Annotated in this window: 11 protein-coding genes and 1 tRNA gene; 7 read left to right on the plus strand and 5 right to left on the minus strand. The window is 64.7% G+C overall.

The window, feature by feature from the left end:
- Positions 1-128: 128 nt before the first annotated feature.
- Positions 129-425, minus strand: coding sequence for a hypothetical protein (locus ACZ1JC_RS14510; protein WP_465136187.1), 297 nt, complete (start codon positions 423-425; stop codon positions 129-131).
- A 599-nt stretch (positions 426-1,024) separates the two neighbouring features.
- The gene (locus ACZ1JC_RS14515; protein WP_465136186.1) at positions 1,025-3,418 is read right to left on the minus strand and encodes an HAD family hydrolase; all 2,394 of its coding nucleotides are present in this window, start codon (positions 3,416-3,418) and stop codon (positions 1,025-1,027) included.
- A 214-nt stretch (positions 3,419-3,632) separates the two neighbouring features.
- On the opposite strand from ACZ1JC_RS14515, the gene ACZ1JC_RS14520 reads away from it, so the two are divergent.
- From ACZ1JC_RS14520 to ACZ1JC_RS14530, 3 genes are all read left to right on the plus strand, one after another.
- The gene (locus ACZ1JC_RS14520; RefSeq protein WP_465136185.1) at positions 3,633-5,375 is read left to right on the plus strand and encodes a hypothetical protein; all 1,743 of its coding nucleotides are present in this window, start codon (positions 3,633-3,635) and stop codon (positions 5,373-5,375) included.
- 34 nt (positions 5,376-5,409) lie between these two features.
- Positions 5,410-6,405 carry a KpsF/GutQ family sugar-phosphate isomerase gene (locus ACZ1JC_RS14525; protein WP_465136184.1) on the plus strand — a complete coding sequence of 332 codons (996 nt, stop codon included), beginning with the start codon at positions 5,410-5,412 and terminating at the stop codon, positions 6,403-6,405.
- Positions 6,406-6,550: 145 nt separating this feature from the next.
- The gene (locus ACZ1JC_RS14530) at positions 6,551-7,921 is read left to right on the plus strand and encodes a class I SAM-dependent methyltransferase (RefSeq protein WP_465136183.1); all 1,371 of its coding nucleotides are present in this window, start codon (positions 6,551-6,553) and stop codon (positions 7,919-7,921) included.
- A 221-nt stretch (positions 7,922-8,142) separates the two neighbouring features.
- Here the strand turns inward: ACZ1JC_RS14530 and ACZ1JC_RS14535 are convergent.
- Positions 8,143-8,216, minus strand: a tRNA-Cys gene (locus ACZ1JC_RS14535).
- A gap of 200 nt (positions 8,217-8,416) precedes the next feature.
- Here ACZ1JC_RS14535 and ACZ1JC_RS14540 point away from each other — a divergent pair.
- A complete protein-coding gene (locus ACZ1JC_RS14540) occupies positions 8,417-8,941 on the plus strand; it encodes a molybdenum cofactor guanylyltransferase (protein WP_465136182.1) in 525 nt (174 codons plus the stop codon).
- Positions 8,942-8,956: 15 nt separating this feature from the next.
- On the opposite strand, the gene ACZ1JC_RS14545 is transcribed toward ACZ1JC_RS14540, so the two are convergent.
- Positions 8,957-9,676 carry a winged helix-turn-helix domain-containing protein gene (locus tag ACZ1JC_RS14545; RefSeq protein ID WP_465136181.1) on the minus strand — a complete coding sequence of 240 codons (720 nt, stop codon included), beginning with the start codon at positions 9,674-9,676 and terminating at the stop codon, positions 8,957-8,959.
- A 372-nt stretch (positions 9,677-10,048) separates the two neighbouring features.
- The gene (locus ACZ1JC_RS14550; protein WP_465136180.1) at positions 10,049-11,248 is read right to left on the minus strand and encodes an LL-diaminopimelate aminotransferase; all 1,200 of its coding nucleotides are present in this window, start codon (positions 11,246-11,248) and stop codon (positions 10,049-10,051) included.
- Positions 11,249-11,475: 227 nt separating this feature from the next.
- Here ACZ1JC_RS14550 and ACZ1JC_RS14555 point away from each other — a divergent pair, with 227 nt between their 5' ends.
- The 3 genes from ACZ1JC_RS14555 (at position 11,476) to clpS (ending at position 15,788) form a co-directional block, all read left to right on the plus strand.
- Complete coding sequence (locus ACZ1JC_RS14555) at positions 11,476-13,344, plus strand: PHA/PHB synthase family protein (protein WP_465136179.1); 1,869 nt, start codon at positions 11,476-11,478, stop codon at positions 13,342-13,344.
- A gap of 537 nt (positions 13,345-13,881) precedes the next feature.
- Entirely contained in the window at positions 13,882-15,075 is a 1,194-nt protein-coding gene (locus ACZ1JC_RS14560; protein WP_465136178.1) for a phasin family protein, read from the plus strand.
- Between the two features lie 374 nt (positions 15,076-15,449).
- Positions 15,450-15,788 carry an ATP-dependent Clp protease adapter ClpS gene (clpS, locus tag ACZ1JC_RS14565; protein WP_465136177.1) on the plus strand — a complete coding sequence of 113 codons (339 nt, stop codon included), beginning with the start codon at positions 15,450-15,452 and terminating at the stop codon, positions 15,786-15,788.
- Positions 15,789-15,840: the final 52 nt, after the last annotated feature.

Below are 15,840 nucleotides of genomic sequence, written 5' to 3' on the forward strand. Positions count from 1 at the left end.
TTTGGGACACTGCGGCGGCCTTGATGGCCCGATGCGCCTGCCCGAAACTGAATAGGGAAAAGCGGGCGCCGGCCGCTCGCAGGGCGGCAATGGGCGCGAAACCCGGCGCGCGATCGCGCCGGCGTGTTTCAGTTGCGGCTGGCGCTATGGCATCCGGCCAGGATCGCCGCGAGGTCCGCGGAATAGTCCGGCCCGTGGTTCCCCAAAGACACATCCAGCCGCGTGCAGCCGGGCATGTGATCGGGCAGGGCCAGCACCATGAGGCAGTCGACGATCGAGGGATCGTCGAACGGGCCGATCATCTCGGCGACGTCATCCTCGCAAATCCCCGGTTGCGCCAGGCAGCGGAGAGCCGCCGCCTGCCAGAGCTTGCCAGGTGAATCCACCCTCAGTTTGAGAGAGAAGCTGTATTCAGTCTGCGACATTGCATGTCTGTCGATCTTTTCCGCGCGACCCAAAGGTAAATTTTCCGTCATCGAACTCTCAAGAATACTGCCCGCATTGCTTGATGTGTCCGCGCCCCAGGACGCGGGAAATGTTCACCTGAAGACCAATGGCTTTCGTATACTAAGCTACCAACTAAGGGATTTCCCGTATGGGTTTTTCGCGGAAATGGGTGTTCGGAAAAAACCCCTGATTTCAGCCGATTACAAAGGCCGTATGGGGGTTTTTCCTAGTCGCGAATCGGGACCTTAAAACTGCTTTCGGCCACGGTCGCGCCGTGGGCAGTCCCGCCGGGGCCGCTTGCGCGGCGCCGGGTCAGTGAAACAGATGTATGATCGTAAAATGCGTGCCACATTGAAACGATATACCAATCGATCAAGTCTGGCCGGAGCAATCGCAGCCAATCGCAGCGATCGTCAAAGGTAGCGCCGGAATAGCGCAGGCGGCCGCGTCTTTCCCATTGCTGTACGATGTCCGCCTATTGCTGGAACACCTCGTTTGCAGCGCAACGAGGCCGGAGAGCGTCCCTCGGGAACGCGCCCCGGCCCGGCGGTCGCTCTTCGTTGGGCGGGAGGCCGGGTCAGGCCGCCGCGCGGTTCGCCTCTGCTACGGTCTGGTTGCGGGCCACGATGGGGCGCAGGACGATGCTGAGCAGCATCTGCTCGTCGCTCGGCACGGCGGGAACGACCATGAAGCCCTGCGGGCCGTCGATCCGGTACAGGCCGGGCGCCACTTCCTCCATACCGTCGGTCACCACTTGCGCGGGGGTGGCATCCTCACCGGTCACGGTGGTGAGGGGCTGCACGCTGATTTCCTCGACCTGCACGTATTCGAACAGGCGGCCGAGGAACAGGCCGATCGAAAACTGGCCGGTGCCGACCGGCACGATCGCGCGGTAATAGCCGTCCGCGGTGCGATGCGCGCCCACCGTTCGGGCCGTGGATTGGCCGTCGCCATAGACCTGGATCGGCAACTGCAGCGTCTCGATATCGACGTCGCCCTTCGCGAAGTCCAGATTGAAGCGGCGCATGCTGAAGACCGACAGGTTCAGCGGCAGGCCGAACTGCTGAAGTTCGCCCGGCAGATACATGCGTTCGGCATTGCGGACGTAGAAGAAGCCGCGCCGCTTGATGCTGTGCTGGGCGGATTCCAGATCGGACATCTGGATCATGTCCTTCACGCCGAAGTTCGCATCGTGGTTGAAGTGCTGCAGCATCTGCACTTCCTGGTCGATCGGCATCATCAGCAGGCGGGCGAGCACGCCCATCGCCGCGCGGCGACGGGTTTCGACATCGTCCGAACGGGGCGTGCGCACGAAGGCGCTGCCGACGGCGCTCAGGAATTCCAGGCAGGCGGCCTGCGCCGCTTCGCGAACGTCGCTCTGGGCGTTTTCGACGCCCACGGCTTCGCGGATCGGCGTTCCGTCCTCGGCAATGTCGACTGCGGAGCCGATCGCCATCGTGCAGAACTGCTCCACCACCGCGATCGAGCTGAAAATGGTCGACAGCACGTTGTAGTCGTAATTGCGCGTGTCGAAATAGCCGCGCTTGTCGAGGCCGGAGGGCAGCACTTCGCGCAGCAGCAGATAACGGCCGGCCACATCCAGATCCATGCCCGCGCGCAGGCGTGCTTCCACCGCGTTCTGCACCGATCCATTGTAGCCCAGATCGATCAGCATGACCGCGTCGCCCTGTTCGACGCCCAGATTGCGCAACTGGCGGAACAGACGCTCACCCATCCTGGCCGAACGGCGCAGGATTTTTTCGACATTGCCGGGCTTCATCACCCGCGCACCGAAGCCTTCCAGGTCGCCGCCTTCCAGCAGCTTTGCCGTCTCGCGCTCGTCGAACAGCAACTGGCGGGCGCAGATGCGGGCCTTGGTCAGCGTCTTCTCGATGTTCGGCGACAGCCAGGGCGCCATGTGCTTGCGGATGGCTTCCTTGTCGACGAAGCTGGCGGCGACGGCGATGACGCGGCTGATCGCCGGTTCGGTGACGCGATCCGCCCATTCGGGATAGAGCGCGGCGAAGGCGCGGGCGGGCAGATGCCCGTCGCGCTGCAGGAACAGCAGCTTTGCGCGGCGGCCGGTGGCCCGTTCAAGCGCTTCGGCCTCCTCGCGGATCCATGAAGCGAAGCCGTGCATCAGCGGGCCGAGGACATCGTGGCCGAAGGCGAATGTCGGGTCGTCGTTGGTGCGCAGCGAAACCTGCGCGCGGTGCGGCTGATAGACCGGCACGGAAATGCGCGTGGCCGGATCGATCATGCTGGCAGCGGCAGCCTCCATGCGCAGGCGCTGCGTGGCCGCGGTGTCGAACTGCGTGATGTGCATGCTGGGAATGCCCAGCATGCGCGGGGCCTGCATGTCGGCGACGATATTGTCGCCCAGATGCACCATCTGCTGCGGCTTGATGCCCAGTTTCTTCAGTACCAGCTTGAACAGGCCGCCGGCCTTGCCGATGCCGTATTCGCACGAGCAGAAGATGCGGTCGATCATGCCGGCCAGTTCTTCGCCGGCGACATCCGCGATCAGATTGCGCAGGCGCGGTTCGGACAGGTAGGTGTCGGAAACGATGACGACCTTCATGCCGCGACGCTTGGCATCCAGTATCAGGTCGCGGGTGGGCGCAAAGGCGAAGCAGTGGCGTGCTTCCGCATCCAGTTCGGCCTGAACCATGGCCGCCCGTTCGGCGTCGCCCTGGTGGGGCAGCAGTTCGGCGTGGATTTCGTCCAGCGTCACTTCGAAACGGCGCTGACGGTGCGGGGCGTTGAGCCGTGCGTTGCTTTCGGCGTGGCGGCGCGGGTACAGGGCTCCGCCGGTTACCGGCAGATCGGCGAACAGGTCATAGGGGGCCTGCGTGTTGCGCCAGATCAGCGTATCGAAACAGTCCAGCGAGAGAGTGTCGATCTTCAGCTCCGCAGGCAGCGCGCCCAGGAAATCGGGAAGGGCTGCGGTACGGATGGAGGTCTTGGACATGGCATCCCTCGGGAAATGGCGAAACGCAGGTTTTCAGGCAGCCGGGCTACGGCCATGTGCCCAATATAGAGGGGAAGCGGAGTCATCCGGCGGCGGCACCCACCCCCGGCAAAATTTTCCCCGTCGGCCGTTCGGATAGGGTGCTGTTATCCTATAATTGTACGGCACGGCGGGCGTAGCCTGCATCAAACTACAAGCGGGAAATCAGCCTTCCATGAGCATTCATGACGCCGCCGCCATCGTCAGGCGGCTGGGCCCCTGCCGGATCGCGATGGATCTCGCTGCCCATGGCCGACTGGCGCAGGAACTGGCGCTGCTGGGCTGCCGGCCGCACGATGGACCGGGCAAGGGCGGCGCCGCCGCTTACCTCCAATGGCCCCGCGTCGGCGGGGCCGAAACGCTGGCGGAGGCGATCCGGCCTTATGCCGGCGCCGGCGTGCTGGCGCTGCAATCCCTTGGCAGACCGCGCGAGACGATCGAAGCCGATCTGTTTGCTGCAGGCTGGATCCGCCATCCCGGCGGCATGACGCATTACGACTATCCGCAGTGGAATGGCCGGGCGATGCCGCCGCTCAGCTTCTATCGCCGTGCCCCAGCCGGATCGCAGGCCGAACTGCATGAGGGGCTTCTTGCAAGCGGCGGGGTGGACGCCGATGCCGCGATCGCGCGCTATGCGCTGGCGGCCAGCCATGTGCGCCCGGGTGATGCCGTACTGGTGGAGGGCGCCTTCGCCGCCGATGGGGCCAGCATCGTTGGCGCACTGTCGCAGGCTGCCTCGGTCCGCGCCAATCTGCCGCTGGATGAGATCGCGGACCGTTCGCTCGATACGCTCGTGGCGTTCCAGCCGGCGATGCCGGGCGGTTGGCAGGCGCGGCTGGACGATTACGTGCGGGTGCTGAAGTGCGATGGCCGGCTGATCCTTGCCCTCCGCCAAGCGGAGGCAGGGGATGCTTCGTTGCCGGGCAACTGGGCGGCGCTGAACGAAGCGCTTTCCAGCCGCTTTCTGGTGGAATGCCGTTACGAGCAACTTCCTCTCACGCGGGATCCGATGGGCGCGCGCCATATCATTCCCGCCGCGCTGGACGGGGAGGCAGAAGGGCCGTGGTTGCTGGCGGTGGTTTCCGCCAATCCGCTGGCAGGGGCATCGGACACCGCAGCCTATGCTCATCCCGCCTTCGCGGGGACGGCGGAAAGCCTTCCCGCGCTCGCCGATTTCGGGGCCTATGACAATCCCTGGCTCTATCGCACGATGGTCCAGATGGGGGAACGGCTGGGCAACGAGGATACGCTGTGCCGTCTTGCCGAATATGTGATCGGTAACGCGCGACTGGGATCGGCCGATCAGGGCGCGGCGCTTACCGTCTATGGCTACCGCGCGCTGGAGGCGCGGGAGCGCGCGGCAGTGCCGGGCTTGCTGGAAGCGATCCAGGGCTATGCCATCGCGGCGGGCGACCATCCGCCCGCGCATGTGGCGCGGTGGACAATCTCGCACGCGTTCCTGGCGGGGCGGCTGTGCGAGATGGCCGGCGATCACGCCGGCGCGCTGCGCTGGTACGGCGCCACGGCAGCGGCGGACTGGCAGGCTTTCGCGCCGATCCTGGCCACCAAATCGGTCGCGGCGGCATTCTACGCGGCGCGACTGCATATCGCGGGTGGCGATCACGCGGCGGCACGGCGGGCGTTCCAGCAAGGGGTCGACATCGCCCTGCGCGCGGCAGGCAGTGCCCATGGCGATCACATGGGCGATCCGGATCGGCCGATCCCCTTCTACCTTACCGAACTGGCCGAAGTGATCGACATGGGATCGCAGTGCGCCAGCGCGCTGGCCAGGTTCCACCTGCTCGAACGCGATCCCGGCCTGTTCTGGCAACAGGTGGATGTGCGCCGGTTCGGCCTGGCGACATGGAACCTCGATCTGGAGCGGGAAAACCGCGAGCTGCGGGCAGCGCAGGCCTGACATCCCGCATGAATGGAATAGCCGGAGTCATCGAATGCTGAACTACAAGGTCGCGCGGTTTCAGGAGCAGGACGAGCGGGAAACCCGCTGGTTTCGCGATGTCCTGGCGGCCGAGCGTGATGCGCTGGACGGGTTCCTGCAGGGCGATCACAGCGCGATCCCCGCCGCCGTATCGCTGATCGCGGCGCAGGAACGGCCGATCGTCTGCCTTGGCATCGGCAAGTCCGGACTGGTCGCGGCGAAAGTGGCGGCGACTTTTTCCAGCCTGGGCACTTCCGCCTTCTTCCTCAACGCGGCGGAGGCGGCGCATGGCGATCTTGGCGCGGTGCAGACCGAGAACGTGGTGCTGCTGTTCTCCAACAGCGGATCGACCGAGGAGATCATGCGCATCCTGCCGATCCTGAAGGCGCGCAAGTGCCGCCTGATCGGGGTGATCGGCCGCGCGGAATCGCCGCTGGCGCATGTCGTCGAACATTGCATCCTGATGGATATCGCCGGGGAGGCCGATCATATCGGCATGGCGCCGACCTCCAGCACCACGTTGCAGATGGCGATCGGCGATGCCCTTGCCGTCGCCGTCAGCCGCGCGCGCGGTTTCACGCGGGAGGATTTCCTGCGGCACCACCCGGCGGGCCTGCTGGGCCGGCACATGATCCCGATCCGCCACCTGATGCGCAAGGGTGCGGACCTGCCCACGGTAGGGGCCGATGCCAGCGTGGCGGAGATGATCGCGGTGATCTCTGCCGGGCGCATGGGCGCGGCTTGCGTGATCGATGCGGCGGGGTGTCTGCAGGGACTGGTGGTGGACGGCGACGTGCGCCGCCTGATCGAATCTCGGCACGACATTTACGCGATCCGCACGGCCGATGTGATGAAGACGGGGCCGATCGTCGCGCCGGACAGCGCCGTGGTCGCCGATGTGCTGCTGTTGATGCAGGACGCGGGACGCCCGCTTTCGGTGGTTCCGGTGGTGGACCGGGAAGGGCGGCTGGTCGGGATGATCCAGAGTTACGACTTGTTGCGCCCCTAAGTGGGCAATTGCGCCGCTGCCACGCCGGCCGGTCCGGCCATTCTATAATGCTATCACCGCCGAGCGCGCCGACGCTCAGCCCCTGTTCGCCTCGCCCGCGCGTCGGTTCCGGTCCGGCGGCGGCCTCTTCGATGGATCGCCTGCGATGAATCTCCAGACCGCCGTACCGCGTGCCGCCAGCGCCGCCGACTTTGCCGTGAAGAGCTTCATCGGCCGTGACCTCGACCGAGGCATGGAGCCGCGCGGCACGGCCGAAGTCCTTGCGCCCGGGGCGCATCCGTTCCGCGTGGTGTCGTTCTTCACCGCCGACAACGAATATGCCGATCACGCCGCCCGTCTGCGTGCGACGCTGGATGGGTTCGGGATCGATCATGTGCTGCAGCCGATCAGCAGCGTCGGCGGCTGGGAGATGAACTGTGCCTACAAGGCGCAGTTCATCTACGAACAATGGCTGATTTCCGATCGCCCCGTCGTCTGGCTCGATGCCGATGCCACGGTGGAGGCCACGCCGGATCTGTTTTCGGCACTGGATGCGGATGTGGCCCTGCACAAGTGGACCTGGAACCATGCAGAGCAGGATCGCGGCTGGGAGTTCTGCTCGGGCACGCTCTATTTCGGCAAGACCGAGCTGGCGGGCGAACTGCTGCGCCAATGGGTGCTGCGCTGCCAGGCGGATCCGCTGACCTGGGATCAGGTCCATCTCTCCTCCGCATGGTGTGATATCGCCAGCATCCGGCCGCTCAAGACGACGTGGCTGCCGCGCGCTTATCTACATATCGACGGCGCGCCCGGTGCGGAAACCGCGGTGATCCGTCACTGGCAGGCGTCGCGTCAGGCCAAGGCGGATGGACGCAAGATCATTGCGGAACCGCAGCAGGTGACCGAGGACGGTGTGCGCGACCGGGCGGAAAATCGCCTCTGGAGGACACCCGAAGAGGCCTTCTGGATCAAGGAAGGCGTCGACCACATCATCCCCAGCAATGGCTATCAGTTCCCCGAAGGCTTCGATGTCGGCGCCGCCCTCGGCAAGGCGCTGGGCACGCGTTTTCCGGTTCTGGAGATCGGCTGCGGTGTCGGCCGTATCGCCTCGCTGTTCACGCCGGAGGGCTACATCGGCGTCGACGTGAACCCGAATTCGCTGCGGCAGGCCCGCGCGGCGCTGCCCGATCACAACTTTCGCATCCACGACCACGGCTACACCTACCCGGCCGCGCCGACGGTGCTGATCTACACAGTGCTGCTGCACGTGGCGGACAATGCGCTGGTGCCGATGATGGTGGAGGCGACGAAGGGCCGCGAACGGGTCGTCATCGCCGAACTCATGGACCAGCGTTGGCGCCGCGAGGGCAATCCGCCGGTCTTCAATCGCGATCCCGAAATCTACATCCACCTGATGCAGCAGCTGGGCTTCAACCTCGTCGATTACGCCAAGCACGAGTACGAGCACTACAATTGCGCCCCCTGGAACACGGGTCGCGACAGCCGCCTGACCTTCCTTGCATTCGAGAAACGATAGGCGCCGCTCACGACGGAAAGGCCGGCATGAAGCACAGCAGGGCCACGTGAATCCGCTAGGAAGACACTTTCATCGGCCGTCTTTTGCGAGGCGGCCGGGGCCCCGTTCGATATCGATGACCTGAGTGCGACGCCGCGTTTTCCCGAAAGGAAGGCACGGCGCTGACGCACACAAATCTGCCGCCCGAAAGGGCGATTGCAGCGCTTTGCGATGTAGGAAGGTGGAGGCCCGAGCCGGAATCGAACCGGCGTAAACGGATTTGCAGTCCGGTGCGTAACCACTCCGCCATCGGGCCATCCGGTGTGGTGGAGTGGGCCACTATCAACGGATTCGCTCGGGCGCAACCGGGATTCACGTTTCCGGTGAATTTCATCGACAGCTTCGTGCGCGCGGGACCGGGGCGGGAACCGGGTTCAGGGCGGATCCGTTTGTATCCGCGCCGGAGTGCGGTAGCATTACCGGTACGATCCCACTCCCCTGCGATGGAGCCTGGCCATGATTCTCGGAGCGGTTCTAGCAGGCGGGCGGTCTAGCCGGTTCGGCAGCGACAAGGCATTGGCGGAGCTTGGCGGTCATACCCTGCTGTCGCTGGCCGTGGATGCGCTGTCGGGCTGGTGCGAGCAGGTCGTGGTCACCGGGCGGGAAACCGCGCCGGCCTCTACCCTGCCGGATTGGCCGCATGCCGACATGGGGCCGCTGGGTGGGTTGGCTGCCGCGATGCGGCTGGCGCAGGATGAGGGCTACACCCAGGTCCTTTCCTGCGGCGTCGATGGCGGGCTGCTGCCCGACGATCTGCTGGAGCGGTTGGGCGATGCGCCGGCCTGCGTGGCGGTGCAGCCGATCATCGGCATATGGCCCGTATCCGCGACCGCCACGCTGGAAACCCTTCTCCACAGCGAAGAAAGCCATTCGATGCGGCGCTTTGCGGAACTGGTGGGCGCGCGGGCGATCGAACTGCCGGCGCCGATCGCCAATATCAACACCCCCGCCGATCTCGCCGCCCTTGTGGAACGACGATAGCCGCGGGGGCGTGGTTCAGTGTGACAGCGTTTCGGCTTTGGCGCGGACGGACCGCTCAACCGGTGGAACTTCGGCGGGCATGATCAGCCGGTAGCCGCCGTTCGACGAAGTCTCGATCACGCCGGCAAGGCCCACGAAGGCCAGCTTGCGGCGGAGGCGCGACATGTGGACGGCAACGCTGTTGGTTTCGGGCACGAAGCCCATCCGCCACACGTCGTAGATCAGCGTTTCCTTGCTCACCGTGGTGTTAACCGAATCGGCCAAGCGCCAGATCAGCGCGAATTCGCGGGGGTTGAGATTGAGCGGTTCGCCATCGCCGAATGCCTCCCGCGCCAGAAGGTCCAGCGTCAGGCGGCCCAGGCGGCGGCGGCGCGGCAGGCACTGCGCCAGTTGCGACAGGCGGCTGGCGCGGGCGTCCAGTTCTTCCAGCTCGATGGCGTCGGTGACGACATCGCCAAAACCGACATGGAGCAGTGAAGCGCGCTCGCACGCGGTACTGACGCCAGTGACCAGCACGGTGCGGCGCTGGTCCTGCGGCAGTGTTTCCAGCAGCGCCAGCCATTGCCCGGCATCCAGGCCGAGCGCGTCGATCATCCCGACGCAGTCGATCGAGGCCTCATGCTCGGGTTCGAGTATCCAGCCGCAGCGGCGCAGGTCCAGCTGCGAGGGTATTGTATGTTGCGTTAGCCAGCGAAAACGTGGTGCGTGACATTCGCTCTTGCCCAGATAGGTCATTCCCCCCCCTATTCTGCAAGATTGATGGTGGTCCGGTAACCGGTATCCTTGGGCGGATGTCGGCCGCGGAACAATACCTATATTTTTACAGTACGAGGTAATGCCAGGGTAAAATTCCCCAGTTTTCCGCGCCTAAACTACTATAGCGTTGATTTTCGACTGGTATCAGGCAGTTGGAAAAATCCCTATAGGGTTTTTCCCATAGTCATCGGCCGGCCCATCGCCTGACGGTTTGGAGGCGGGCGAGGCCATCAACGATTCGTAGTGAGGCAGCGGCCCCATGCCGCAAATCCGGCCGCAGCCGGATTCGCGTGCGGGAGAGGGCCGGTGCCGTTTGAAAAATGCCCCTGCGGGCATTTTTCAAACGGACTCTCAGGCCGCCGGCGTGTTGACGCCCATCGACGTGAGGTAGCGCTTGATGTTGCGCGCGGCCTGGCGAAGGCGCTGTTCGTTTTCCACCATGGCGATACGGACGAAGCCTTCGCCGTCCTCGCCGTACCCGACGCCCGGCGCCACGGCGACTTCGGCATGGGTGAGCAATTGCTTGGAAAACTCCAGGCTGCCCATTTCCTTCAGTGCCGGCGGCAGCGGGGCCCAGGCGAACATCGATGCCTTGGGGCTGGGGATGTCCCAACCGGCGCGGCCGAACGCTTCCACCATCACGTCGCGGCGCTTCTGGTAGAGGGTGCGGTTCTTCTCGACGATGTCCTGCGGGCCGTTCAGCGCGGCGCAGGCCGCCGCCTGGATCGGCGTGAAGGCGCCGTAGTCGAGGTAGGACTTCACGCGCTTCAGCGCGGCGATCAGCTTCGGGTTACCCACCGCGAAGCCGACGCGCCAGCCGGCCATCGAGAATGTCTTAGACATCGAGGTGAATTCCACCGCCACGTCCTTGGCGCCCGGCACTTCGAGGATCGAGCGCGTCGGGTTGCCGTCGAAATAGAGTTCCGAATAGGCCAGGTCGGACAGGATCCAGACCTTGTTCTCCTTCGCCCAGGCCACGAGGCGTTCGTAGAACGCCAGATCCACCGTCTCGGCCGTGGGGTTCGATGGGTAGTTGACGATCAGGATCGACGGGCGCGGGACCGTGAAGGCCATCGCGCGGTTCAGCGATTCCCAATAGCGCTCGTCCGGCGTGGTCGGCACCGAGCGGATCGTCGCGCCGGCGATGATGAAGCCGAACGTGTGGATCGGGTAGCTGGGGTTGGGTGCCAGCACCACGTCGCCCGGCGCGGTGATCGCGGTGGCGAGGCTGGCGAGGCCTTCCTTCGAGCCCATCGTCATCACCACTTCGGTCTCGGGATCGAGATCGACGTTGAAGCGGCGGCCGTAGTAATTGGCCTGGGCCTTGCGCAGGCCGGGGATGCCCGACGAAGCCGAGTAGCCGTGCGCGTCTTCCTTGCGGGCCACTTCGCACAGCTTGTCGATCACATGGGCGGGCGGCGGCAGGTCCGGGTTGCCCATGCCGAGGTCGATGATGTCCTTGCCCGCCTGGCGTGCCGCATGACGCATCGCGTTGACTTCGGCGATAACGTAGGGCGGCAGTCGCTTGATGCGGTAGAACTCGTCTTCCATGACCTCTGTGAATCCATAAAACACGCGGCGAAAAGTGCCGCGCCGGTCCCTGTAGGGGAATAAAGCCCTCGCGCAAATGGCCGATGCGCAATCGTGTGACGGGAAAGTGGGGGACATGCGCAAGTTTTGTCCGATCGGCTTTGCCAGTTGGCGGCGGGCGGGGCACTCGATAGGAATGAGGGTGAGGGGATTCGCATCGGATCCCTCCCTCCGGAGTTCGACCGCACATGGCGACCGACGCCACCGACCTTATGGCCAAGCTTTTTCAGGATCACGCCAGCCAGGTAACCGGCCTGTTCGGCGGCCTCGTCCCCAAGGAAGGCACGCCGGAGGCCGAAAGCGCGGTGCACTGGGCGGAAATCGCCAGCCGCATGCATTCGATCTGGACCGATTTTCAGGTGGAGCAGATCGGCAAGGCGAAGGACGGGCAGGGGCACTGGTCGGATCCGCTGAAATGGATCGCCACCGCCGAATCCGTGGCGCGCCAGCTTCCGCTCTCCGATCCCGAAGTGCAGCAGCGGTTGTGGAACGATGCGGCCGGGCTGATCAACGGCGTGCTGGCGCAATACGGGCTGGGGCCGGACGCGAAGGAAACGGGCAAGGCGGAAGCAGACCCCGCGCTGCCGCGATCGGACGGCCGCTTTGCCGATCCCGAATGGCGCCGCCAGCCGTTCTTCGCGGTGCTGCACCAGCTTTACCTGATGCTGGCGGAACAGCTCGTCGGCATGGCGGAAAAGGCCGAAGGGCTGGAAGCGGCCCGCAAGGCGCAACTGATCTTCGCCACCCGCGCGATCGTCGACGGGCTGAGCCCGGCCAATTTCCCGATGACCAACCCGGTCGCGCTGGAGGCTGCGCGCCGGTCGCAAGGCGAAAGCCTGATCCGCGGGTTCGAGAACCTGCTGGACGATATGCGCAAGGGCCAGCTGACCCACGTCCGCCCCGGCGCCTTCGTGCTGGGTGAGAATATCGCGGTGACGCCGGGCAAGGTGGTGTTCGAAACGCCGCTCTACCAGCTGATCCAGTACACGCCGACCACGGACGATGTGCTGAAGACGCCGCTGCTGATCTTCCCGCCGTGGATCAACCGCTTCTACATTCTGGACCTGAACGCGAAGAAGAGCTTCGTGCGCTGGGCGGTGGAGCAGGGCACGACAGTGTTCATGGTCTCTTGGAAGTCGGCCGATGCCTCGATGGCCGACCTTGCGTGGGACGACTATATCGCCGCGCAGGTCCAGGCGATCGACGTCGTGCGCGATCGGCTGGATGTGCCTTCGGTCCACACCATCGGTTATTGCGTCGCCGGTACCACGCTGGCCGCCACGCTGGCCGTGCTGGCGCGCAAGGGCGAGGCGGACAAGGTGGCCAGCGCCACCTTCTTCACCGCGCAAGTCGATTTCGAGGATGCGGGCGACCTCAAGGCCTTCGTGGACGACCAGCAGATCGAGACGATCGGCAAGCTGTCGCCCGAAGGCTATCTGGACGGGAGGTACCTTGCCGCCACCTTCAATATCCTGCGCGGCAACGACCTGATCTGGAGCACGGTCGAAAAGAACTACCTGATGGGCGAGCAGTATCCCGCCTTCGACCTGCTGCACTGGAATGGTGACGTCACCAACCTGCCGGCGAAGTGGCACCGCAGCTATCTGCGCGATCTCTATCGCGACAACCGGCTGGTGGTGGCGGATTCGCTGCAGGCTTGCGGCGTGCCGATCGACCTGCACCGGATTGCCACGCCCACTTATATCCAGGCCGGGCGAGAGGATCACATCGCCCCGCCCGGCAGCGTGTGGAAGCTGACGCATTATCTGGCCGGGCCGTGGACGTTCGTGCTGGCAGGTTCCGGCCATATCGCCGGCGTCGTCAATCCGCCGTCCGCCAACAAGTATCAGTACTGGACCAATCCGGCGAAGGCCGACACGCTGGAAAGCTTCGTGGACGGGGCGGAGGCGCATCAGGGCAGCTGGTGGCCGCACTGGATCGACTGGTTGCGCGGGCTGGACGGAACCGAAGTGCCGGCACGCGGCAAGCGCCGTCCGGGCGGCCGTGGCGACAAGGTGATCGAGGATGCGCCGGGCCGCTACGTCATGACGCGCTGAGTGGGGTGGCGGGCCAACGCTTTGGCCTGCGCCGCCACCGGTACACCGAAGTTGCTCCAAAGTTTCCGGCGCAATCTCTTTCGAGATCCAGCGGTTAAAACGCAGCCGGCTGCCGTTCCTGGCCGGTGCGCACGGGATCGATGTGCCGTTCTGCCGGCGCCCGCGGGAACATCCGCCGCTGCGGTCCATTTCCGATGCAGTCGTACTATACACCTGACTTCAATGCCTTACGGCTGGGCTTCCGAGGCAGTGCGCCTTCATAGAGCAGCCCGCCGGTGGTGCTGCGGGCTCGTTCGCGCGCGCCCATGTTGCAGTGCAACATTTTCATGACGCGATGCAGCAAAGCCCGATTGACTTCGATGCTGTGACCGCATATTGTGCAACGCAGCAAAAGAATTTTACGAATCGCAGGAATTTCCAGACTTGGTTTTACGGAGAGCCTGAAGGGTCGGCGGATCGCTTTGACGGTCCTGCGGCACGAATGGCTCGAACATCGTCTATCGCTACGATTCTCGCCAGGAACGCAGGAACAGTCAGATGGCCGGCAACGAAGACAAGGATGACGCCCTCGCCGAAAAGGCCTACGCGGCAGCGGCTGAAAGCAAACCCGTGATACCTTCCGCAACGAATAAGACTGAAACCGGCAAAGTTGCGCCTGCGAAGGCGGCGACTGCCAAGGCCGATGCGGTCTCAGGGCCCGTTGGTGATGCGGTGAAGACCGTGCCGACAGCCGCTCCTGCCGCAGAAGCGAAGGTGGCGCCTGTGCCTGCCGCCACGCCGAAACCGGTGGTTTCAGCGCCGGTGGTCTCGGCTCCGGTGGTTTCGGCCCCGGTCGTTGCCGCGAAGCCGGAACCGGTGGCTGCCAAGCCCGCGATCAAGGTTGCCCCGAAGCCGGCAGCCAAGCCCGCGAAGGCAAAGGTGGCCGCGAAGGCGAAGGCCCCGGTCAAGGTGGCAGCGAAAGTTGCGGCCAAGCCGGCGGCAAAGATCGCGCCGAAACCGGCGGCCAAGCCCGCAGTGGCAGCGAAAGTGGTGGCGCCGAAGGTTGCGGCCAAGCCCGCGCCCAAGCCCACTGCTCCTGCCATCGCTCCCAAGGTGGCGGCGGCCGGGAAGACCATTACCAAACCGGCAGTCGCTGCGCGCGCGCCTGCCGTTCTCAAGCCGGCCCTCGCGGCCGGAACGGGCACGGTGAAAGCCGCACCCGCCAGCGCCGCAAAGACAGGCCCCGCAGCGAAGACGGGCGCTTCAAAAACAAGCTTCGCAGGACTGATATCCAACTTCATGCTCGAGGATACGACGATGGACATGAGCGCTAATTTCTCTGCTTTTCAGGATGCCGTGACGGAAGCCCAGACCAAGGCCAAGGCTGCCTTCGAGAAGAGCTCCAGCCTGTTCGGTGAGCTGGGCGATTTCACCAAGGGCAACGTTGAAGCCGTGGTTGAATCGGGCAAGATCCTCGCCGAAGGCCTGCAGGGCCTGGGTTCGGAACTGGTTACGGAAGGCCGTAGCTCCTTCGCGACCATGACCGGCGACATCAAGGAACTGGCTGCCGTGAAGTCGCCGACCGACTTCTTCAAGCTGCAGGGCGACATCCTGCGCAAGAACTTCGACACGGCCGTCGCCTACAGCTCGAAGAACAGCGAAACCATGCTGAAGCTGTTCAGCGATGTGGCCGCCCCGATTTCGGGCCGCGTCAGCATCGCCATGGAAAAGGCCCGTCACGCGGCTGTTTGATCTTTTTGATCTTTTGCCGGCGCCCGGTTCGGGCGCCGGCAGATCTCCCGGACAGTCCTGAGAGAGGTCGATCCGTCGGCCGGGTGGAGCGGTTCACCCGGCCGATATCCGGTCACCGGCCGGCAATTGGCGGTCTTTCGGGCGGTTCCTGCGGGGCCGTGTTTCGGCCTGTAGCCGCTCCGGCGCGACAATGTTCGACGCAGACCTTGTTTCCCGGGCGGTCGATACGATATTCTGCTGCCATGTACTCCCCGAATTTCGATTCCTTTCCGAGCTTTCCGGCGCCTCTGCGCGCTGAATGCCTGTGCCCTGAAACCCTGCGTGCCGATTTCCGGGACGATGGTTCAGTGGGGATGGAGGGAATCGCCGGTCATGTGAAAGCCGGCCCTGATACGGACGGTCATGACGGTGACGGCAGCGAACAGGTCGGCATCGCCACGAAGACCCGCGCCAAGCCGAAGAAGCCCAGCCAGTTCAAGGTCCTGATGCTGAATGACGACTACACCCCGATGGAATTCGTGGTGATGGTCCTCAAGCGTTTCTTCCATATGGATCTGGAGCAGGCGACGCGCGTGATGCTCCACGTCCACCAGAAGGGCGTGGGCGTCTGCGGCATCTTCCCTTACGAGATCGCCGAAACCAAGGTGAACCAGGTGATGGATTTCGCCCGGCAGAACCAGCACCCGCTTCAGTGCACGCTGGAAAAGGCCTGATTCGGGCTTTTCGGGGTCTCGGCTGAGGCCCCTTTGCGCGATACCCGCGATT

It is taken from the genome of Sphingomonas sp. BL-S-28 (assembly GCF_055521515.1).